20 protein-coding genes are annotated in these 22,080 nt (G+C 59.5%); 15 read left to right on the top strand and 5 right to left on the bottom strand.

Going from position 1 to position 22,080, the window contains the following annotated elements; translation table 11 throughout:
- The first annotated feature begins 3 nt into the window (after nt 1-3).
- The 11 genes from EXZ61_RS11135 (at nt 4) to EXZ61_RS11090 (ending at nt 12,678) form a co-directional block, all read left to right on the top strand.
- Nucleotides 4-2,880, top strand: a complete 2,877-nt coding sequence (locus tag EXZ61_RS11135; RefSeq protein WP_142811818.1) for a type VI secretion system Vgr family protein — start codon at nt 4-6, stop codon at nt 2,878-2,880.
- A 17-nt stretch (nt 2,881-2,897) separates the two neighbouring features.
- A complete protein-coding gene (locus EXZ61_RS11130; protein ID WP_237218933.1) occupies nt 2,898-3,950 on the top strand; it encodes a DUF2515 family protein in 1,053 nt (350 codons plus the stop codon).
- 116 nt (nt 3,951-4,066) lie between these two features.
- Nucleotides 4,067-4,840, top strand: coding sequence for a hypothetical protein (locus EXZ61_RS11125; RefSeq protein ID WP_142811816.1), 774 nt, complete (start codon nt 4,067-4,069; stop codon nt 4,838-4,840).
- 10 nt (nt 4,841-4,850) lie between these two features.
- Nucleotides 4,851-5,750, top strand: coding sequence for a hypothetical protein (locus tag EXZ61_RS11120; RefSeq protein WP_142811814.1), 900 nt, complete (start codon nt 4,851-4,853; stop codon nt 5,748-5,750).
- Nucleotides 5,751-5,791: 41 nt separating this feature from the next.
- A complete protein-coding gene (locus tag EXZ61_RS11115; protein WP_142811812.1) occupies nt 5,792-6,940 on the top strand; it encodes a hypothetical protein in 1,149 nt (382 codons plus the stop codon).
- Between the two features lie 208 nt (nt 6,941-7,148).
- A complete protein-coding gene (locus EXZ61_RS11110; protein ID WP_142811810.1) occupies nt 7,149-7,922 on the top strand; it encodes a hypothetical protein in 774 nt (257 codons plus the stop codon).
- 56 nt (nt 7,923-7,978) lie between these two features.
- Nucleotides 7,979-9,859, top strand: coding sequence for a type VI secretion system baseplate subunit TssF (tssF, locus tag EXZ61_RS11105; protein WP_142811808.1), 1,881 nt, complete (start codon nt 7,979-7,981; stop codon nt 9,857-9,859).
- The gene (gene tssG / locus EXZ61_RS11100; protein WP_142811807.1) at nt 9,859-11,001 is read left to right on the top strand and encodes a type VI secretion system baseplate subunit TssG; all 1,143 of its coding nucleotides are present in this window, start codon (nt 9,859-9,861) and stop codon (nt 10,999-11,001) included. Before tssF ends, tssG begins: the two co-directional genes overlap by 1 nt.
- A gap of 2 nt (nt 11,002-11,003) precedes the next feature.
- Nucleotides 11,004-12,059, top strand: a complete 1,056-nt coding sequence (locus EXZ61_RS11095) for a type VI secretion system protein TssA (RefSeq protein ID WP_142811805.1) — start codon at nt 11,004-11,006, stop codon at nt 12,057-12,059.
- A 67-nt stretch (nt 12,060-12,126) separates the two neighbouring features.
- Complete coding sequence (locus tag EXZ61_RS22390) at nt 12,127-12,258, top strand: hypothetical protein (RefSeq protein ID WP_281063804.1); 132 nt, start codon at nt 12,127-12,129, stop codon at nt 12,256-12,258.
- Between the two features lie 33 nt (nt 12,259-12,291).
- Nucleotides 12,292-12,678, top strand: a complete 387-nt coding sequence (locus EXZ61_RS11090; protein WP_142811803.1) for a DOPA 4,5-dioxygenase family protein — start codon at nt 12,292-12,294, stop codon at nt 12,676-12,678.
- Nucleotides 12,679-12,762: 84 nt separating this feature from the next.
- Here EXZ61_RS11090 and EXZ61_RS11085 read toward each other — a convergent pair whose 3' ends face one another.
- Genes EXZ61_RS11085 through EXZ61_RS11065 form a run of 5 tightly spaced genes read right to left on the bottom strand, consistent with a single transcriptional unit; the run spans nt 12,763 to nt 16,346 of the window.
- The gene (locus EXZ61_RS11085; RefSeq protein ID WP_142811801.1) at nt 12,763-13,548 is read right to left on the bottom strand and encodes a peptidylprolyl isomerase; all 786 of its coding nucleotides are present in this window, start codon (nt 13,546-13,548) and stop codon (nt 12,763-12,765) included.
- 19 nt (nt 13,549-13,567) lie between these two features.
- Nucleotides 13,568-13,864 carry a BolA family protein gene (locus EXZ61_RS11080; RefSeq protein ID WP_142811799.1) on the bottom strand — a complete coding sequence of 99 codons (297 nt, stop codon included), beginning with the start codon at nt 13,862-13,864 and terminating at the stop codon, nt 13,568-13,570.
- A complete protein-coding gene (locus EXZ61_RS11075) occupies nt 13,861-14,415 on the bottom strand; it encodes a septation protein A (protein WP_142811797.1) in 555 nt (184 codons plus the stop codon). Before EXZ61_RS11075 ends, EXZ61_RS11080 begins: the two co-directional genes overlap by 4 nt.
- Complete coding sequence (gene msrB, locus EXZ61_RS11070; RefSeq protein WP_142811795.1) at nt 14,412-14,822, bottom strand: peptide-methionine (R)-S-oxide reductase MsrB; 411 nt, start codon at nt 14,820-14,822, stop codon at nt 14,412-14,414. Before msrB ends, EXZ61_RS11075 begins: the two co-directional genes overlap by 4 nt.
- Before the next feature lie 27 nt (nt 14,823-14,849).
- Nucleotides 14,850-16,346 (bottom strand): protein adenylyltransferase SelO, encoded by a 1,497-nt coding sequence (locus EXZ61_RS11065; protein WP_142811793.1) that lies wholly within the window; start codon nt 16,344-16,346, stop codon nt 14,850-14,852.
- Nucleotides 16,347-16,469: 123 nt separating this feature from the next.
- On the opposite strand from EXZ61_RS11065, the gene EXZ61_RS11060 reads away from it, so the two are divergent.
- The 4 genes from EXZ61_RS11060 (at nt 16,470) to EXZ61_RS11045 (ending at nt 22,069) form a co-directional block, all read left to right on the top strand.
- Nucleotides 16,470-18,095 (top strand): 3-(methylthio)propionyl-CoA ligase, encoded by a 1,626-nt coding sequence (locus tag EXZ61_RS11060; RefSeq protein WP_142811791.1) that lies wholly within the window; start codon nt 16,470-16,472, stop codon nt 18,093-18,095.
- A gap of 160 nt (nt 18,096-18,255) precedes the next feature.
- Nucleotides 18,256-20,355, top strand: a complete 2,100-nt coding sequence (locus EXZ61_RS11055) for a 3-hydroxyacyl-CoA dehydrogenase NAD-binding domain-containing protein (protein WP_142811789.1) — start codon at nt 18,256-18,258, stop codon at nt 20,353-20,355.
- A gap of 33 nt (nt 20,356-20,388) precedes the next feature.
- Entirely contained in the window at nt 20,389-21,564 is a 1,176-nt protein-coding gene (locus tag EXZ61_RS11050; protein WP_142811787.1) for an acetyl-CoA C-acyltransferase, read from the top strand.
- A gap of 49 nt (nt 21,565-21,613) precedes the next feature.
- Nucleotides 21,614-22,069: a PaaI family thioesterase gene (locus EXZ61_RS11045; RefSeq protein WP_142811785.1), complete on the top strand. Its 456-nt coding sequence runs from the start codon at nt 21,614-21,616 to the stop codon at nt 22,067-22,069.
- The last annotated feature ends 11 nt before the right edge of the window (nt 22,070-22,080 follow it).

Genomic DNA, 22,080 nt, shown 5'->3' with positions numbered 1-22,080 from the left:
GCCATGCCCAGCCTCACCACCCTCATCCCCGCAGAGCGCATCCTCACCATTAGCAGCGCCAGCCTAGAGGCCCAAGCCGGTCACGCCCAACTTCAAGCCGTGCGCTTGGAAGGCCACGAAGGCATCAACCAACTCTTTCGCTACCAACTCACCCTGCAAACCCCGGACACCCCGGTCCCGGGTGGCCTGGTAGAGCTGGACCTCCAAGCCCTCATGGGCCAGGCCATTAGCTGCCACATCCAGCTCGAAGGCATGGGCACGTTTGAGGCGGGCAGCATCGGTGGGGTCGTCAAGGGCCAACTCGCCACCCCCCACCAAGGCAGCGGAGTGCGCCAAATCAGCGCCCTCATCACCGCAGCCACCCTCATTCAAGAAACCCCACGCCAGCGCGTCTACCAACTCACCCTAGAGCCCTGGCTGGCCCAGGCCCGGCTCAAGAGCGACTGCAAAGTCTTCCAAGACATGAGCCCGGTCGCCGTGATCGAACACGTGCTGGCCAACTACCCCCAGCCCAGTACCAAGAGGCTCATAGAGAGCTACCCCGTGCGCGACTACTGCGTGCAGTACAACGAAACCGACCTGCAATTCATCACCCGGCTCATGCAAGAGTGGGGCATCAACTACCACTTCGAGCACAGCGGCGAGGCCCACCGCCTCATCTGGAGCGACCACAACGGTGCCTTCCAAATCCGGCAAGAAGACCTGCAACAAAACAGCGCTGATCCCGGCCTCAACCCCTACCACAGCATCCCCTACTACCCGCTGGGGCACAAGACAGACCGCGAGTACATCCACCGCTTCAGCCCGGTGCAGCGCTTGACTGCCAGCGCCTACGCCAGTGCCGACTACGACTACACCCGCCCCCAGGCCAGCCTGGCGGTGCAAGCCAGCAGCGACCACGCAGGCAATCACCCGGCCCACCAGATCTACCTCTGGCGGGGAGCTAATAGCGGGGTGGGTGGTGGAGCAGGTGGTGGAGCAAACACCTCCCTATCTTCCTCCGACTACAGCCAACCCAATGCTGGCGCAAACACCGCCGCCAACCGAACCGAACCCCAAGGCCAACACCTGGCTCGCTTGCGCCTGCAAGCCCTGCGCCAAGGTGCCTTACGCGCCCGGGGAGCAGGCCACATCCGCGGCATCGTGCCCGGCAGCAGCTTCACCCTGGCCGAGCACCCCCAGACTAGCGCCAACACCGAATACATCGTCTTGCACACCACACTCGATATAGAAAACCCGAGTGAGCACAAAACAGGCAGCAACGCGGGTAAGCACGCAGGCAGCACCAACACCCAAGACACCACCCAAGGCCAGTGGCGCGTCCACACCGAGTTCGAGGTCCAGCCCAGCACCATCGCCCTGCGCCCTGAGGGCACACAGAGCAAACCCCTGATCCCCGGCCCCTTGAGCGCCGTGGTAGTCGGCCCCGCAGGGGCCAACCACCACACCGACTACCTCAGCCGCATCAAGGTGCACTTCCCCTGGGATAGGCATGACGCGCGCGACCAACGCAGCAGCTGCTGGTTGCGGGTGGCAAGCCCTTGGGCGGGCAACCAGCTAGGGGCCATCCATATTCCCCGCATAGGGCAAGAAGTGCTGGTGAGCTTTGAAGGCGGCGACCCGGACAAACCCATCGTGATCGCGGCTGTCTACAACCAGAACAACCAGCCGCCTTGGGAGCTGCCCGGACAACAGGCCCTCTCTGGCATCCGAAGCCGCGAACTCACAGCAGGCCAAGGCAACGCAGCTGCTGGGCGCAGCAACCATGTGCTCTTGGACGACACCGCAGAGCAAATCCAAGTGCAAGCTAAAAGCGACCACCAGCACAGCCAACTCTCACTAGGCCACATCACCCGCATAGAGAGCAGGGCAGGCCGCCAAGAACATCGGGGCGAAGGCTTTGAGCTGCGCACGGATGGACACGGCGTCCTCCGCGCCCAAGACGACCTGCTCATCACTACCGAAGGCAGGCCCAACGCCCAAGGCCATGTCAAAGCATTGAGCGAAACCGCTGCGCGCCTGTCCCAAGCGCAAGAGCAACACCGCAGCCTAGGCCACCTGGCCGCTCAGCACCAGGCCCAAGAAGCGGGGGAGGGGGCTGATCAAGGTGAAGTGGCAAGCGCACTGCAGATGCAGAACGACTCAATTACCGGCAAGACTGCCAAAGATACCGCCCACCCCGAACTCACTGAGCCTCACCTTGTCTTAGCCAGCCCAGCAGGCATAGAAAGCACCACCGCAGGCTCCACCCACCAGCACAGCCAGGCGCACCATGCCATCAGCGCGGGTGGGCATGTGAGCACGTCTACTGCCAAGAGTTGGCTCTTGAGTGCCAAGAGCGCCGCACGCATGTTTGCCTACAACGCCGGCATCAAGCTGATCAGCGCCAGCGCCAACATCGACGCCCAAGCCTTAAGCACAAGCCTGCACGTGCTGGCCAAACTGCGCATCACGCACAACGCCCGCAGCATCACCATCACCGCGCAAGAAGAACTGCGCCTGGGCGCAGCCAGCAGCTTCACCACCCTCAACGCTGCAGGCATCACCCACGGCACGCCGGGGCAGTGGGATGTGAAGTCGGCAACGCAAAGCATGGAGCTGGGCAAGAGCTTGGGGATCGACGTTGCTGGTTTGCCGCATCACGAGCTGCATAGCGTGGAGTTCGAGTGGCTAAGCCCCACGGGTGCTGGCCTTGCGCGCAGGCCCTATGAACTTAGCTCTGAACGCGGTGGACACAGCAGCATGACGCGTGAGGACGGCCAGCTACCCGTCGTGTATTCCAAAGAAGCTTCTCAGGTGCAAGTCAAACGCGTTTGGGCCGAATTTGAGGTGCAGCCTGTCAAAGACAGTGCAGTAGCCGAAACACCACGCCAAAGCTAGTCAGAAAAGAGCACACCATGGCAGATTCAGCAACAGGCACCACCAGCAGCCAAGCGAACAACAAAGTCAGTATTCGCTATACCGACAAAGAAATGTGGTCAGAAGCACAGGAGTTCGCCTATCTGCGACTGGCTACCACCCAAGCTTACAAACTGAACCTGTGGGGAGTGCCCGAAGTCGTGACGGGCAAGAAACACCTGCTAACAGAATACAACGTGCGCGCGCGCCGCATCAGCGCCACCTATGCCCGCTTCTATCTAGAAAAAGAAGAAGGCGGCAAGGCCAGCAAGAAAGGGCGCTTTTACTGGATGGCACTCGCCGCCTTTGCTGCCAAAACGGTGGCGTGTTCCTTGGAAGATGTGCGCGTTGGCAGCATGCCGTCGGGTGTAGACCAAGTGGCCAAGGGCTTGGGCAAAGGCAACCTGTGGTTGTTCTATGACATCGCGCCGTGGCACTGGATGCATGCCAACGCCCCGGACTGCATGGCCCAGTACGAGAACACCCGCAGCGACACCAACCTGGTGCCCGCACTGATTGCCGCTACCCAAGTCATGCCATGGGCTGCACAAGCCTTGCCCAAGATAGGGCGCTTGAAGACCAACCAACATATCCATGCGGCTTTTGAGAAGGTGCGGGCGATTGAAGCGATACCTATGGGCGATGAAATTCAAAAAAAACGCCGAAGAGAAGCCCAGCTCGAGCACCTTTTCGCCATAGCCGAGCACGAGCAAAAAGTAGTGCTCCAGCCGCTGATTTATGACGACGAAGACTTTGCATGGTGGCTGCGCCAGCAGCGCAAGGCGTGGGTCAACTGGGCATCCCCCACGCTGGAGCTGGTGTTTGCAGCCGCTTGCACCACAGACGACCCCGAACTCAAATCGGTAGCGCCGCAAGACACGGTTTTGGAGGACTTCAAGAGTCGGTTTCACTGGATTGGTAAAGCTGCTAAAAAATTTCATGGACTCATGCAAACACAAGCTGCCTACATGGAAGGTGAACTGCAAGCCATGGCCAGTTGGGTCAGCATGAGTGATCCTGCCCCCAAGCCCATCCCGCCCTATATGCCTTGATGCCCATGCGCCACCCTCGCATCACTCGTTTTTTAGCGACTCTGGCCCTCGTGCTGGCCTGCAGTGCCTGCACGCGCGCGCAGCCAGAGGCCGCACCCACCACCGGACAACACACCATGAAGCAAGAAGTAAGTATCCAACTCGGAATGAGCGGCCAAGACTTTGTTATCGCGCTGGGGCGTGAAGACACCCGCACCACCAAGCAGCCTATGGGGGTGAATTTTTATGATTTGGATTGGCCTTCAAAACTCCCTGGAGTGGTCAATGTGGTTCATGGCCCACATGGCTTTTCGTTGACAGCCGTTTTGGGCTTGATGGGCACCGAAGACTTGAAGCTACCGGGCGGGGTACAAGATATTGATATCAACTTTGGCATCACACCAGCTGACCTCATTCCCCACGACGAAGCCCGCCTGCAAGTCATGGCCTTGCTCAAGCGCTTGCAGACTGCGGGGTGGAAGCAGCACTACTACTTTGGAGAGGCGCGCATTAAAGGGCGCAGCACACTTGCAAAAGGCAGTTTGGCGCTGGATGCGCGCTACACCCCCACGTTTGAAGAGTGGATGGCTTTGGGCAACTCCGCTTCTTGGCTATTGCAAACCAACGGCGTGTATATGGCGCTATCCATGCGCCGCGACAGTGACCGCATGGCCCCCTATCGGCCCGGTGCTTATCTGATGTCGATGACGCTCAAGACAGAGGAGCAAGAAATGCGTGGTTATTTTGATGAGCCAGATAGGGGTAATTGGAGAACGCTATGGAGTGACAGTGCGCGACTAAAGCGCTTCCAAGATGCACGGATGAAAAGTGAAACCCAAGCCCGAGCCAAAGGCCTAGAGATAGACACGCAGTACCAAGACCCCGCCATTCTGGCGCTGAAGAAGGATTGAGGTCACTGTGATGCGTCGTGTTGCTTTGCGTGGAATGAGGCTGCCAGCCGTGGCTGCTGTGTTAGCCCTGGCCGTCGTGCTGGCCTGCAGTGCCTGCACGCGCGCGCAGCCAGAGGCTGCACCCACCACCGGACAACACACCATGAAGCAAGAAGTAAGTATCCAACTCGGAATGAGCGGCCAAGACTTTGCCATCGCACTGGGGCGAGAAGACGCACGTATTACCAAGCAGCCAGCAGGGTTGAACTTTTATGCGATTCACTGGCCTGCCCGACTACCCGGAAAAGTCAACGTCAATCATGGCGTTCACAGTTTCTCTTTGAATGCGGCATTAAGCGTACAGGGCGTGGAAGACGTAGACCGGTTGGTCTTTGGGGTGGATGAGTTTTCTATCAACTTTGGCATCACACCAGCTGACCTCATTCCCCACGACGAAGCCCGCCTGCAAGTCATGGCCTTGCTCAAGCGCTTGCAGGATGCTGGGTGGAAACAAAACTATGGTCTCAGCTCAGCTCGTCTCAAAGGCCGCAGTAGCTTGCAAGACACCCTGTCCTTGGACGCCCGCTACACCCCCTTGTTTGAAGAGTGGATGGCTTTGGGTAACTCCGCCTCATGGGAGTTGCAAGCCAGTGGCGTGTATATGGAGCTATCCATGCGCCGCGACAGCGACCGCATGGACCCCTATCGGCCCGGTGCTTACTTGATGTCGATGACGCTCAAGACAGAAGAGGCGAAATGTCGTTTGTTGTTCGATGAAGCCGACCGCGGCAATTGGAAGGAAATTTGGTCGGATAAAGCAAAGCAATTCAAGGAGTGGCGTTTTCAGAGGGAAACCCAAGCCCGGGCCAAAGGCCTAGAAATAGACACGCAGTACCAAGACCCAGCCATTCTGGCGCTGAAGAAGGATTGAGGTGGCTGTGATGCGTATTTGCTACCTTGAGAAACATCGACATGCAAACAATGAAACTGCGTAAGGTGTTGGTGTGGGTGGGCTTGGGCCTGTGCATGGCGGTGAGTGCTCTGCAAGCGGCGCGAGCACAAAACCAAGCATCGCAAGCCCCGCCCAAATACTCGATGTTGCGGTATGAATGGCTCAAGAAGCCATGGACAGTGCGCTATGTGATTGAGGTGTCTGAGCGCCCGGAATCACTTACCAGAATTGCTAAAGAACTCAATGCCGAGCAAGAGGCGAAGCATTCTCCTCAGTTTAGGCTCTACCACGAGTACATGCGGCCTGTTTCACCTTTTCAAGGACAGGCCTATGCCAAAGAGCGCGACCCTATTTTCCTCAATATGTATGGAAAGCTTGGTCTCTTTGTGCTGGAGTTCGACCACACAGGAAAGCTGATTAGTCCACACACTGCGCCCAAGCCTTTGATGGCTAAACAAGTATTGGATACAGAAAATCATCGCAATGTGCAGCTCTATGAAGGCGATGGAAAGCCAGGTGCAAACTGGTACAGCGTAGGTGACTACTGGCTAGACTACCTGCCAGGCTCAATGGGCGATTCCGTAACACCGGCATTGTGTTCTGCACAAGACGATGGTCGTTACGGTCTGAGTCGTAGCGATCGAGAACTTCGTACAGGCAGAAAATTCAGTGTTCAAGAAGTCCTCGACTCACAAGGCATCTTCGGCTGCCGTGAATGGACTTACCAACTCAAACGCCCGGTCAGTGTGGCAGGCCTTGGTGGCCAAGTCCCCGACGCCCAAGGCCTCTGCGCAGGCGGCTTTGAACCCGGCATGTACAAAGGCCGCCTAGTCTGCCCCGGTCTGGACGAGAGCAGCCATTACAAGCCCAACGCCAAGGGCTTTGTACAGCCCTACATCGACGTTACCAGCTACCACGACAAAGTGGGCAAGAAGGGCACCATAGGCCACTTCATCGGCTGGGCCGGGTTTGATGACCCGGTGCGCCCCGTCATTGGCAAGTTTGGCGACCGCTGGGTCTGCCTGCACGAATGCCCCGATGGCGCAGCCCCCGGCCCGATTGAGGACATCGCCCAGTGGACCACCCGGCGCGGCTGGCCCCTGCCCAAGCCCGGGCCGTATTTTGTGGACAGCAAGTTCAAGGCGAGCAAAGAGGATTTGGAAGAGTGATGCAGCACCTTGCCCGCCCGACATGCCGCCCACACACCGGTGGCCACCGCACCCGCGTAGGGTGGGGTGGGGTGCGTGTACGGGTACTCCTAAGAGCCAGATTGCATGCAAACACGCCGTCAGCGCATATGGAATGGGCGTTAGAAGCTCCCAAAAAAATAGCAAATCCAATAACACATTGAACCTAGACCCCAGGAACCCACACACCATGAGCACCCGAGCACAAGCCGCCGAACACACACCACCCCACGAACAGCACGAACAGCGCCTGCGGCAGCTCTTTGAGCTGGCGCAGGACAACCAGCACGCGGTGGAGGACGCCATTGCCTGCCTCACTGCCGAGCGCGAGGCCTTCACCAAAGAGCGCTTGGCCCTGCTTAAAACTGCCACCAGCTCAGCAGAGGTTGCCAACAGCGTGCAGCGCGCCATGGCGCAAGCGGTGCCGGCAGTCAGCCAAGCCGCTGAGCAAGCGCTGGAGCGCGCCATGCAGCGCGTGCTGGGGGTAACCCACGATGCAGCCAACCAGGCCGTAGGGGAGGCCAGCACCCCGGTGATGGAGCGGCTGGGCACGCTCTTGCAAACGGCGGTAGAGGTGGAGACCCGTATGCACCAAGCGCGCAGCCGCCAAGCCTGGCAATGGACTGCGCTGGCGACGCTGGGGGTGGCAGCGACGCTGGCAGTCGCGGTGGTGGGGGTGCAGCAACTGCGCGCGCAGCGCGCCGACATCTTGGCCCAACAAGCCGAACTGCAAGCACAAAAGCAGGCGTTTAGCGAAGACATGGCCCGCATGCAAGCCACGGTTGCCTTTTTAGAAAAAAAAGGAGGCCGTATCCAACTAAGCAAATGCGGGCCTGAGCAACGCACTTGCCTCGAGGTGGCCAGCGACCAGGGCAGCCCCCGCACTGCCTACCGCGGCCCCTGGGTGGTGGCCGACAGCCAAAGCGGCAAAGAGCGCAGCTATGTGATCCCCAAAGGGTATTGAGCCCACTCCTCTTACCCGACCGTACCTACTTCCAATTCTTTACCTGAGCCCGCCCTATGGACCCCCAACTGCTGGACTATTACAACCAAGAGCTCACCTACCTGCGCGAGGCCGCTGGCGAGTTCGCAGCCGAACACCCCAAGATTGCCCGCCGACTGGGCATGCACGGCGTGGAGGTGCATGACCCCTATGTGGAGCGGCTGATCGAGTCGTTTTGCTTCATGTCGGCGCGCATGCGCACCAAGCTTGACGCGGAGTTTCCGCGCTTTAGCCAGCGGCTGCTGGAGGTGGTCTACCCCAACTACGTGGCCCCCACGCCCTCCATGGCAGTGGCGCAACTGCACCCCAGCGCCACCGAGGGCGACTTGAGCCGGGGCTTTGTGGTGCCTAGAGGCAGTGCGTTTTACGCGCAAGTGCCTGCGGGCGAGAGCACGGCTTGCGAGTTCCGCTCCAGTCAGGACGTCACTTTGTGGCCGCTGGAGATCAGCAGCGCGCAGCTCACCGGAATCCCGCCGGACATTCCGGCGCTGGAGCGCTTTGTGCCGCCCACGGTGCAAGTGGCGGGGGCTTTGCGGCTGCGGCTGCGGCTGCGCGGCTCGCTCAAGTTCAGCGAGCTCAATGGGCTGGACCGGCTCCCCATCTACCTCAGCGGGGACGAGCAAACCTCCTCCCACCTCTTTGAGCTGCTGCACACCGGGGCGGTCGCCACCCTGACGGCCGCGCCCGGCCAAATGGGCGAACGCCCCCACGCCGTTACGCAGGAGGCGCTGGTGCACGAAGGCCTGGCCCCCGGCAACAGCCTGCTGCCACTGCCATGGAACACCTGGCACGGGCACAACCTGCTGCACGAGTACTTTGCCTGCCCCAGCCGCTTTTACTTTTTGGCCCTGCAACACCTGGCGCCCGGCCTCGCGCGCATTCAGGGGCAAGAGGCAGAAATCATCGTGCTGCTGCAGCGCGACACCCAAGGCCTGAGCGGGCTGATTGATAAAACCCACTTTGCGTTGTTTTGCACACCGGTCATCAATCTCTTTGAGCAGCGTACCGACCGCATCGAGCTCAACACCGGCCAAAGCGAGTTCCACCTCGTGCCCGACCGTTCGCGCCCGCTGGACCTGGAGGTCTTCAGCGTCACCAGCATGACCGCGCAAAAGACCGACAGCACCCAGGAGCTGGAGTTCCGCCCGCTGTACCAAAGCATCAACCAGGACGAGGGCAACCACGGCCGCTACTTCAGCCTGCGCCGCGAGCCCCGGCTGGCCTCGGACAGCACCCGCAAATACGGCACCCGCACCTCTTATGTGGGCACCGAGGTGTTTGTCAGCCTGGTAGACCAGCACGACGCGCCCTACAACGAGGCGCTGCGCTACCTCAGCGTCAAAGCCTGGCTCACCAACCGGGATCTGCCCCGGCTCATCCCGCGCAATGGCTACCAAGACCTGAGCGCGGCCGATTCACTGCCCCTGAAGGCTATAGGCCTTATTCGCCCACCTTCGGCGCCGCGCCCGCCCATGGCCCAGGGCGAGATGGCGTGGCGTCTCATCCGCCAGCTCAACTTCAACTACCTGCCGCTGCACGACATGGACACCCGCCAGGGTGCTCAGGCCCTGCGCGACATGCTGCGCCTGTACATCGCCACCGACGACCCGGTGGCGGGCAAACAAATCGAGGGACTGATCGGCAGCCACATCACCCCCGTGACCCGACGCCTGCCGGGCAGCGGCCCGCTGGTGTACGGGCGCGGCGTGCAGTGCGATCTCACGGTGGACGAAGACTGCTTCAGCGGCACCAGCCCGTACCTGCTGGGCCTGGTACTAGAGCACTATCTGGCGCGCCACGTGAGCATCAACGTGTTTACCCAAACCCAGCTGCACAGCATGCAACGCGGGCGGGTCGAGCAGTGGCCCGTGCGCATGGGCGCTCGGGGAGTCGTGTGATGAAGCCCGTGCAACACAACACCCTGCAAGACGCACAAGCCCGGCCCTGGGCACACGGCTTCATGCCGCTCTTGCGCCGCTTGAGCGCTTGGTACGCCCAGCGGCCCCGCGTAGGCCAAGCCGAGCGGCCCCAGCAAGAACCCTACCGGCTGGGGCAACAGGCAAGCCTGACCTTTGCCGTGCGAGAAATCGCCAGCGTGCACACCGGCCCCAGCCGCACCCACATCAAGCTCTTCGGGTTGGGCTCGCTGGGCCCCAACGGCTCGCTGCCCATCCACGTTACCGAACTCGTGCGCGAGCGGGTGGAGGCCAAGCGCGACACCACGCTGGCCGACTTTTTGGACTTGTTTCACCACCGTGCCTTTACCCACTTCTACCGCGCCTGGGCGCAAAGCCAGAGTGCAGCGGGATTGGACCGTCCGGCAGAAGAAACCTTTACGCCTTACATCGCCCGCCTGGGTGCGGACGAGCCCAGCCAGGTGCAACACAGCGCCCTGGCCCCGCACGCCCGCTGGGCCAGCGTAGCCCATCGGGTGCGCGCACCGCGCAACCCCGAAGGGCTCATACGCACCCTTTCGCACTACTTCGGGGTGCCTGTGCGAATGCAAGAGTTCTGCCTGCAGTGGATGCCCCTGGAGCCCCAGGACCTGTGCCAACTCGGACGCCCCCTGCAGTCCAGCCTGCTAGGTCAGGGAGCAGTCATTGGCGAAGTGGTGCCTGACCGGCAAAGCCGCTTCAGGCTCATCATCGGCCCGCTGGATTTGCCGGGTTACCTGCGTCTCACCCCCCAAGGTGCACCCCGGCCGGGCAGCGTGGAGCAAGCCACAACGTCCCGCACTGCAGCAGACACCGTGTGCGACCTGGGCGCCCTGATCGAACTGGTGCGCAGCTTCATCGGCTTTGAATACGTGTGGGAAGTCGAACTTTTGGTAGATCGGCAGGCCGCCCCCGCCTCCACGCTGGGCGGCACCACACCGCTGGGCTGGTCGAGCTGGCTGGGCGGGTCGGACGACCACGTACAGGGCCACAAAGACAAGAGCAGCCAACTGCAGAGCGCTCTGCGCGACCCGCAATCCGCCATCAGCGGCATGGTGCTCGAACCCGAGCACTACGCCAGCCAACTTTTACACCACGCCTACTAAACATGCACAACCCACCCCCCACAACGCTTGGCCCCGACGCGGCCTATCCTGCCCTGAGCGCGGCGCAACCCTGCGGTACCAGCCTAGAGTACGACCCAGAATACGCCGTGCTGCAAGCCCGGCTGCAGCCCCGTTCTGACGTGCAATATGGCAGCTTTGCAAGCCAGCCTGAAGGGCCGGACTGGAGCGAAGTCGAACGCGACTGCCGCCGCTTGCTCCTGCTAAGCACCGACATCAGCCTGCTCATCTGGCTCACCCGCGCGCGTACCCGGCGCAGCGGTGCCGCGGGCCTCGCGCTAGGGCTAGACAGCCTGCACGCCGCCCTGCGCAGCTGGCCCCAGGACGTCCACCCCCAGCTCATGCTTGACGGGCTGTTTGACCCGGCCGTGCGCGCCAACGCCCTGGCCGCGCTGTGTGACCCCGAAGGGCTGCTGGGCGACATCCGCGACATCGTGGTCTGCGCCAGTACGGCCGCGCGCCTGAGCATGCGCGACATCGAACGCGCCCACGCCATTCCCCGCCCGCCCTACAGCCCCGAGCCCCAGGCCATACACCGCCAACTCGCCGCCTTGCACGCAAAAAAGGACGCCACCCTGCACAGCCTGCTACAAGCCGCCCAGAGCGCCCGCGCGCTGGCCCACTGGATCGCCCACGACCCCCAGAGCCAACTCGGTGACGACGCCCCCCACCTCGCACCCCTGCTCAAAGTGTTTGCAGACCTGTGCGCCTTCCAAGCCCAGACCATGGACGCCAGCTTGGAGACCCGCCAAGAGCCCTATCTGGAGGACATAGAGCAGGATGTAGAAGAGGACGTAGAGGAGGACACAGCCTACCTTCCCGCGATCAGTGCCGCCATGTCCCATGACCTACAACACCAGCGCGAACACATCCGCAGTCTGCTGCTGCAGGTGCAGCAGTGGATAGAGCACAACGAACCCAGCAGCCCGGTGTCTGTGCTGCTCAAGCAAGCCCAGCGCATGTGGGGCAAACGCTTTAGCGAAGTCGCCAGCCAAATCCCCCCCGACCTGCTGCAGGCCTGGGACCGCGACGTGCCCTGAGCACCCCCCAATACGACCCTGAACGCGACCTTGAACGCAAGCCCACCCTACGCACGGAGCCTCCACCATGTCAACGCCCATGCCCACCCCCAGCCTCACCACCCTCATCCCCGCAGAGCGCATCCTCACCATTAGCAGCGCCAGCCTGGAGGCCCAAGCCGGCCATGCACCCTTGCAAATCCACCTGCAAGCTGTCTAGTAAATCCGGGGCGATTCAGTGGCATCATGGCGCATGACTTCAACCATCACCCCCATCCCCGCTGAGACACCGCGCATTCGGGGCTATCACGCCCATGTGTACTTTGATGCCTCAACCATTGAGCAAGCCCGCGCCCTGTGCGAAGCAGCGGCTGCAACTTTCCCCATCAAGATGGGCCGCGTGCACGAGAAGCCCGTGGGGCCGCACCCTGACTGGAGCTGCCAGTTAGCGTTCAAGGCAGAGCTGTTTGGTGACATCATTCCTTGGCTCATGATGCGCCGTGCGGGTTTGGTGCTGTTTATTCACCCCATCAGCGACAACGACTTGGTCGACCACCGCGACCGCGCGATGTGGATGGGGGCAATTCGACCCTTGGATTTGTCCATTTTGGGCGAAGAGGCGTCGGTGGAAAGTGTCTAAATGGTCTGATGTGTTGGCATAGACGTAAAAAAAGCGACCTAGGTCGCTTTTTTTAGGGCAGGCGTGAGAGCCTGCTGATGGGGATTACTCCACCTTAGCTTTAGCGCGCAGCTCTTCTTGGAACTTCGCCATCTTTTGTTGCGTCAATTGTTGCGAAATTTGTGGCTTCACTTCTTCGTACTTGGGCAACTGGGCGTCACGCACGTCATCCAGGCGGATGATGTGGTAACCGAACTGGGTCTTCACCGGGACTTCGGTAGTTTTGCCTTTTTCAAGCGCGGTCAATGCGGCTGAAAAGTCTTTGTCGTAACTATTGGGGTTGGCCCAATCCAAGTCACCACCGTTGGCGCCAGAGCCTGGGTCTTTGGAGGACTTCTTCGCGATGGCTTCAAACTTGCCGCCTTTTTTCAGCTGGGCGATGATGGCCTTGGCTTGGTCTTCTTTTTCGACCAAGATGTGGCGAGCACGGTACTCTTTACCTGCGTTGGCAGCGGCAAATTTGTCGTATTCAGCTTTTGTTTCTTCGTCGGTGACGGGGTTCTTTTCTTGGAAGTTTTTGAACAACTCGCGTACCAAGATGGATTGGCGTGCCAATTCAATTTGGCTCTTGTAGTCGTCGGTGGCGTCCAAGCCACGGGCTTGCGCTTCTTGCATGAAGATTTCGCGTGCGATCACTTCTTCACGCAGCTGACCTTGCATTTCAGGAGTCACTGGGCGGCCGGAGCGCGCAATTTGCTGTGCAAGTGCGTCGACGCGAGCGGTAGGAACGGCTTTGCCATTCACAATCGCCACGTTTTGGGCATTGGCCGCGGGCACACCCACCGCCAACAAGGCAGCGGTGGCAATAGCGGTCAAAATTTGCTTCTTCATTCGTATTCCTTAGGATGCTTCAATGGTTCGTGACAGGAGATGATTCTTCGGCTTCAATGGCCAGAGCGTGCAGCCCTTGGTCGATGAAATCTTGCAACGCATCATACACAAGGCGATGGCGTGCTACTCGGCTCACGCCGGTAAATAAATGTGAAGCAATGCGTACCCGAAAGTGCGTGCCGACGCCGCTGTCATTGGCGCCAGCGTGCCCAGCATGTTGGTAGCTTTCATCCAGCACTTCTAAGCGGCTGGGCTGCAAGTGTTCGATCAGGCGCGCTTCTAGTGCAGCGGCCGTGGGCAAGTGATCCGTGTTCATGGTGCGGGCGTTTCTTGTTGGCTGTCGTCGCTCTTGAGGTGGGGCGCGATGTACAGGCCCTGCCCAATGATGAACACCAGTGGGAAGGCGTAGCCCCACACTTTAAAGTTCACCCACGCTTCGGTGCTGTAGTACAGCACTACGTAGCCATTCAAAATGGCCATGAAAGCGGCATACAGAATCCACACCACGTTAAGCCGTTGCCACACCGCATCCGGCAAGGCCAACTGGCTGCCCAGCATGAGCTTGAGAAAGTTCTTGTGAAAAATCCACAGCGCCATGCTCAGACCCATGGCCATTGCGCTGTACATCACGGTGGGTTTCCATTTGATGAAGCGGTCGTCGTGCAGCCACAGGGTGAGGGCACCAAACACCAAAATGAGTACCAAGGTAATCTTGTGCATGGCCTGCAATTTGCCGTCTATGCGGTAGATCAGGCCCATTTGGAGCACAGTGGCGGCCATCAGGACGGCGGTGCCTACATAGATGTCATACAGCTTGAAGGCACCGAAGAAAAGTGCAATAGGGAAAAAGTCGATCAGTGTTTTCATGAGTCCGTGAAGTGTAACGATGCCGAGTTCATGCAGTAGCGCAAACCAGTTGGTTGGGGGCCGTCTTCAAACACATGGCCCAAGTGTGCGCCACAGTCCGCGCAGTGCACTTCGGTGCGCTTCATCCACAGCAAGCCGTCCACCTTGGTGCCCACCGCATCTTCTTGGATGGGCTGAAAAAAGCTGGGCCAGCCCGAGCCAGATTCGTACTTGGTGCTTGACTCAAACAGGGGCTTGTCGCAGCAAATGCAGCGGTAAACGCCGTGTGCCTTGTTGCCTTCTAGTTTGCCGGTGTACGAGCGCTCGGTGGCTTCATGCCGAGTGACTTGGTAGGCCAAGGCTTCAGCACCTTTGGCACTGAGCAGGGCTTTCCACTCTTCGTCTGTTTTCTGGATTTTGAAAGTCATAGTGTCTCCCATGGGTGATGCGCAAGTTTAAGAACTGCAACTGATGGCAATGGCGGATGCCCAATCGGGCGGAAAATCCGCCCAGTCTTGGTGGTGCGCATGCGCTTCAAATGGCGCTTGCAACACGTTCAGTAGGTCTTCGAGCACTGAAAAATCTTTCACACGAGCAGCTTGGATGGCCAGTTCGCCCAAATGGTTCCTCAACACGAATTGGGGATTGTTTTTTTGCATCAATTCGGTACTATGCGCATATGGGTGTTGCGCGTGCAGCTCTGAAAACTGTAGCAACCATGCGTCAATAGATGCACTGTCCAAAAACAAGTCCCGCACGCGGTGGTCTTTAGGGTCGTGTGCAGTGCTCCACTGGGTCAAGCGGCTCCAAAATATGGTGTAGTCCACACGCTGCGCCGCCATTGCCGTCAACAAGTCTTGGGTCAGGGTACCGGTAGCCGCCGTGGGACGTTCAAAGCCTAACTTGGCGGCCATGCGCTGCGCAAACGCCTTGGGGTAAGCTTCCTTGTAGGTTTCCAACGCGGACATAGCCCATGCCTGATCCTCGATCAAGGGCATGAGTGCCTGGCCTAGGCAAAATAGGTTCCAGTAAGCCACGTTAGGTTGCTTGCCAAATGCATAGCGACCTTGGTGATCAGAATGGTTGCAAATATGCGCCGGATCGTAGGCATCCAGAAACTGGAAAGGCCCGTAGTCCAACGTGAGGCCCAAGATGCTCATGTTGTCCGTGTTCATCACCCCGTGGCAAAAACCGACTGCCTGCCATTGCGCCAATAGTTCTGCCGTGCGCAAGGTCACACACTGCAGAAGAGCGGCATACGGGTTGCCGCCCAAGTTGGCGCTGAAAGCGTCTGCATGTCGGCATTGGGGATAAAAGCGGTCAATCACATAATCAGCCAAGGTGCGCAACTGGTCATGCAGGCCGTGGTGGCAAAAGTGTTCAAAGTGGCCGAATCGCACCATGCTGGGCGAAAGCCGAGTGACAACGGCCGCTGTTTCAATCGCTTCTCGGCGCACGGGCGCGTCGGAGCCCGTTACGCACAGCGCACGGGTGGTCGGTATGCCTAAGGCATGCATAGCCTCGCTGCATAAAAACTCGCGAATACTGCTGCGCAGCACAGCACGGCCATCGCCCATGCGCGAGTAAGGCGTAGGTCCAGCTCCCTTGAGCTGAAACTCGTAGCCAGCCGCCTCTCCCAGCGTGATAGCACGGCCATCGCCCAGCTGCCCGGCCCATTGGCCAAATTGGTGCCCACTGTAGACGGCGCTATAGGCGCTGGTGTTATCTAGGTTGCGGTTGCCCGTAAACGCATGGAGCCACTCGTTGTCGCTGGTCCATGTGTCTGGCAAACCCAGCGCTTGGCCTAAGGGCAGGTTCTTTCCGACCCAGTAGGGTGCTGGCAGAGGCGTGGGCGCAAGAGGGCTTACAAAGTCGGCGCCTAAGGCGCTGTAGCCAGGGACCCATGGGAGGGAAGTTTCAAAAACTTCAGGGGCATGTGGAGGGAGATGCATGGGCCGAATTGTCCCGCATATGACTAAGGCCAGTGTGGGGCAGGGTAATGCTGGATGTACCATGGACACGCTCGCGACACCCGTTGCCGCAGAGCGCATGTCCACTTTTTCGGAGTTTGTCCTATGTTGGGGTTAATGCAAGGCCAAGAGCTGCTAATTTCGTCTCTTATTGAGTTTGCGCAGCGTCACCATGGAGAAGGTGAAATTGTGTCGCGCCGGGTAGAAGGCGACGTTCACCGCACCACGTACAAAGATGTCGCCCTGCGGTCGCGCAAGGTGGCCAACGCGTTAGATGCGTTGCAATTGGCGTTCAGCGATAGGGTGGCCACGCTCGCGTGGAATGGCTATCGGCACCTAGAGTTGTACTTTGGTGTGAGCGGCTCGGGGCGGGTGCTGCACACGCTCAATCCGCGCTTGCACCCCGACCAAATTGTGTGGATTGCCAACCATGCGGAGGACCAGGTGCTGTGTTTTGACCTGTCGTTTTTACCCATCGTCAAGGCTGTGCACAGCCGCTGCACCACGATCAAGCACTTCATTGCCCTGTGCGACGCTGACAAGTTGCCAGCAGACAGCGGTGTTCCGGGCTTGCAAAGCTACGAGGCTTGGATAGGCGGTCAATCTGACGCATACACCTGGCCGACCTTTGATGAGAACTCGGCGTCCAGCATGTGCTACACCAGCGGCACCACAGGCAACCCCAAGGCCGCGCTGTACAGCCACCGGTCCACCATGTTGCACGCTTTGGCAGGCGCACTGCCAGACGCTTTAAGCATGAGCGCCCGGGACTGCGTGCTGCCCGTGGTCCCCATGTTCCATGTGAACGCATGGGGCTTGCCATATTCCGCCGCCATGACCGGGGCCAAGCTGGTGTTTCCTGGTCCGGCCATGGACGGAAAGTCCATCTATGAGTTGATTGAGTCTGAACAGGTGTCCTTTGCAGCCGGTGTGCCCACGGTGTGGCAAATGCTGCTGGCTCATATGCAAACCAACCAACTGCGGTTTAGCACCCTGAAACGCACTGTCATCGGTGGCTCTGCCTGCCCACCCGCCATGATTACGGCGTTTAACGATGTGTACGGCGTCGAGGTCTTGCATGCTTGGGGCATGACCGAAATGTCGCCCTTGGGCACTGTTTGCACGCTCAAAAACAAGCACTTGCCATTGAGCTCCGACGACAAAATGAAGGTGCGCCTCAAGCAGGGCCGAGGCGTCTTTGGCGTGGACATGAAAATCGTAGACGAGGCAGGCAAAGACCTGCCGTGGGACGGCAAAGCCTACGGGGACTTGCTGGTGAAAGGCCCTTGGGTCATTAGCGATTACTTCAAAGCCGAGGCCCCCGCACCTTTGGTTGATGGCTGGTTCCCGACCGGCGATGTGGCGACGATTGACGCTGATGGCTATATGCAGATCACCGACCGTAGCAAAGATGTGATTAAGTCGGGCGGTGAGTGGATCAGCTCCATTGATGTAGAAAACGTAGCGATGGCACACCCCGCGGTGGCCATGGCCGCCTGCATCGGCATGAAGCACCCCAAGTGGGACGAGCGTCCCATCATTGCCGTGGTGAAGAAGCCTGACCACACCGTCACACGGGAAGAGTTGCTTGCGTTTTACGAAGGCAAAACCGCCAAGTGGCAAGTTCCGGACGATGTGGTGTTCGTAGAGTCCATCCCCCTAGGCGGCACTGGAAAAATGCAAAAGTCCAAGTTGCGTGAGTTGCTCAGGGACTACCAGTTCCCACAATAACGGGGACCTGACCTAGCGCCCGGGGCCACGTTTGAAGGGGGCTGCCCTGGGTGGCAAGCCCTTGTCCCAGTCGTGACAAACCCTTAGCCAAGCGGTCATAAAAAGCTCCTACAATTAAAAAAGAACGACCGTTCTATTTTTACATTCGAGGAATGCAATCATGACCGCGCACTATGAAGTCCAAGGCGACATCGCCATCATTACGCTGAACAACCCACCGGTCAACGGCTTGGGTCTGTCCACCCGCCAAGGCATTGCAGACGGCATGGCACAAGCCAATGCCAACCCAGCAGTGGCGGCTATTGTGATCACCGGCGCAGGCAAAGCGTTCTCGGGTGGCGCAGATATCAAAGAATTCGGCTCCCCCAAAGCCATGCAAGAACCCAACCTCAATAGCGTGATTGGGGTGTTGGAAAACTCCAGCAAACCCGTCATCGCTGCCATCCACACCGTGGTCATGGGCGGTGGCTTGGAACTGGCCTTAGGTGCCCACTACCGTGTGGTGGCTCCCGGCACCAGCGTGGCCTTGCCTGAAGTGAAACTGGGGCTGCTGCCCGGCGCCGGTGGCACACAGCGTTTGCCCCGCGTGCTGGGTGTGGAACCCGCGCTGAACATGATTGTGAGTGGCGAGCCCATCAAAGCAGAAATGCTGGCCATGTTGCCCGGTCAAAAGCTGTTTGACAAAGTGGCTGCCTCTGCCGAAAGCTTGGCAGAAGAGGCCTTGGCGTTCGCGCGCAGCGTGGCCAGCGTGCGCCCGTTGCCCTTGGTGCGTGACCTCAAATGCAAGCACCCACAAGGCGACGCCTACTTCCAGTTCGCACGCAACATGGTCAAGGGCATGAGCAAGCATTTCCCTGCGCCTGCCAAATGCGTAGACGCCGTGGAAGCCGCCACCAAGAAGAAGTTTGACGAAGGCATGGCGGTGGAGCGCGAGATCTTCATCAACCTGATGTGGACAGCCGAGAGCAAATCGCTGCGCCACCTGTTCCTGGCCGAGCGCGCTGCCTCAAAAATAGCCGATGTGCCCTCGGATACAGCGCTGCGCGCTATCAACTCCGTAGCGGTCATTGGTGCTGGCACCATGGGTGGCGGCATTGCCATGAACTTCTTGAACGCAGGCATCCCCGTCAAGATGCTGGAAATGAAGCAAGAAGCGCTGGATCGCGGCATTGCAACCATCCGCAAGAATTACGAAGCCCAAGTCAAAAAAGGCAAGCTCAAACAAGACAAGTACGACCAGCGCATGGGCTTGCTCAGCACGACCCTGAGCTATGACGAGCTGACTGGCACCGACATGGTGATTGAAGCCGTGTTCGAAGAAATTGGCGTCAAAGAAGCGGTGTTCAAAGAGCTGGACCGCGTGATGAAGCCGGGTGCCATCTTGGCGTCCAACACGTCCACCTTGGATGTCAACAAAATCGCCAGCTTCACCAAGCGCCCCGAAGATGTGGTCGGTCTGCATTTCTTCAGCCCCGCCAACGTGATGAAGTTGCTGGAAGTGGTGCGCGGCGAAAAGACCGCCATCGATGTCATGGCCACTGTCATGTCTGTGGCCAAGAAGATCCGCAAAACCGCCGTGGTGTCTGGCGTGTGCGACGGTTTTATTGGCAACCGCATGATTGAGCAGTACGGTCGCCAAGGCGGCTTCTTGCTCGACGAAGGCTGCACACCGGCACAAGTGGACCGCGCCATTGAGAAATTTGGCTTTGCTATGGGGCCGTTCCGCATGGGTGACTTGGCGGGCAACGACATTGGCTGGGCCATCCGCAAGCGCCGCTACACCGAGCAGCCCGACATGAAGTACAGCAAAACCGCCGACTTGCTGTGCGAAAAAGGTCGCTTCGGCCAAAAAACCGGTGCGGGCTGGTACGACTATGTGCCCGGCAAACGTGACGCCATCCCCAACGCAGAGGTAGAGGCCATGATTGCCGCGCACCGTGAGTCCTTGGGCATCACAGCGCGCAAGATCTCGGACGAAGAAATTGTGCAACGCCTGGTGTTTAGCTTGGTCAACGAAGCCGCCCACATTTTGGAAGAGGGCATTGCGGCCAAAGCCAGCGATATCGACATCGTCTACATCTTTGGCTATGGCTTCCCCGCACACCGCGGTGGGCCCATGAACTATGCCGACCAGGTTGGCCTGTTCAACGTGGTGCAAGCCATGCACCGCTTCGCCCAAAACCCCTTGGACGACGCCAAGTTCTGGCAGCCCGCGCCCCTGTTGGCCCGTTTGGCAGCTGAAGGCAAGACCTTCAACTAAGCGCCCCGTTCATATCCAGATCAAGGACTTACCATGACTTCAGCTGTAATCGTTTCTACCGCCCGTACCCCCCTGGCCAAGAGCTGGAAGGGTTCTTTCAACATGACCCACGGGGCCACACTGGGCGGCCATGCGGTGGAACATGCCATCGCACGCGCCGGCATTGAGGCTGGTGAGGTGGACGACGTCATCATGGGTTGCGCCACCCCCGAGGGCGCAACCGGTGCCAACATCGCCCGCCAAATCGCCTTGCGCGCTGGCTGCCCCGTCACCGTGTCGGGCATGACCATCAACCGTTTTTGCTCCTCTGGTTTGCAAACCATTGCCACCGCGGCGCAGCGCATCATCGCCAATGAGGGCGACATCTATGTGGCAGGCGGCGTAGAAGCCATTTCTTGTGTGCAACAAGAAATGAACCAACACATGCTGTCCGACCCTTGGCTGGTGAAGAACAAGCCAGAGATCTACTGGAACATGCTGCAAACCGCTGAAAACGTGGCCAAGCGCTACAACATCAGCCGCGAGGTGATGGACGAGTACGGCGCAGCCAGCCAACAAAAGGCGACCGCCGCCTTGGAGGCTGGTTTGTTCAAAGCCGAAATCGCCCCCATCACCGTCACCATGGGTGTGGCCGACAAGGTCATGGGCCTGATGACCAAGCAAGTGACCGTGAGCGATGACGAAGGCATTCGCGCTGGCACCACGTATGACGGCATCAAAGGCTTGCGCTCTGCTGTGCCCGGCGGCTTGGTCACAGCGGGCAACGCCAGCCAGTTCTCAGACGGTGGCGGCGCAGTGGTGGTCATGCATGAAAAGCTGGCCGAGCAAAAGGGCTTGAAACCCCTGGGCCGTTTCTTGGGCTTTGCGGTGGCAGGCTGCGAACCCGATGAAATGGGCATTGGCCCTGTCTATGCGATTCCTAAGGTGCTCAAGCGTTTGGGTCTCTCGGTGAGCGACATCGACCTGTGGGAACTGAACGAAGCCTTTGCCGTGCAAGTGATTTACTGCCGCGACAAGCTGGGCATTCCGGCTGATCGCTTGAATGTTAACGGCGGTGCTATTGCGGTGGGCCACCCTTACGGTGTGTCTGGCCAACGCCTGACCGGCCACGCGCTGATCGAAGGCAAGCGCCGTGGAGCCAAGCGCGTCTGCGTCACCATGTGTATCGGTGGTGGCATGGGCGCTGCCGGCGTGTTTGAGGTGTTGTAAAGCTCTAGGGCTTCTGCCACCGCTACCTTGATTTGAAAGGGATACGCCCATGACCATTGATTTGCCTACTTTGCGTCGTTTTTTCCAGAGTGCGCCCTTCATGGCGGACCTGGGCGTAGAACCCGTAGCGGTGTCAGACGGCAAGGTCAGCACAGAGCTCGTGCTGCAGACCAAGCACCTGCAACACACCGGCGTCGTGCATGCCGGTGTGTTGGCATCCTTGGCCGACCACTCCATGGGTGCTGCGGCACAAACCATGGCACCGGATGGCCATTGGGTGCTCACGGCAGAGTTCAAAGTCAATCTCTTGCGTGCGGCCAAACGTGACAAGCTGGTGTGCGAAGCCTGGGTGCTCAAGCCCGGCCGTCACATCATGTTCACCGAGGCAGAGGTCTACGCCGTCAACGCCAGTTGGTCGTCAAAACCTCGGGCACGATGGCGGTCACCAAAGCCTAGACCTTGGGCCGCTTGCGCTCACGCTGTTGCGACCTTGTTGCCCTGTTAGACACTTAGGCC

Source organism: Rhodoferax aquaticus, assembly GCF_006974105.1.
GTDB classification, from domain to species: Bacteria; Pseudomonadota; Gammaproteobacteria; order Burkholderiales; family Burkholderiaceae_C; genus Allorhodoferax; species Allorhodoferax aquaticus_A.
Note: the sequence above shows the minus strand (reverse complement) of the source record. Positions and strands in the feature narration are given on the sequence as shown.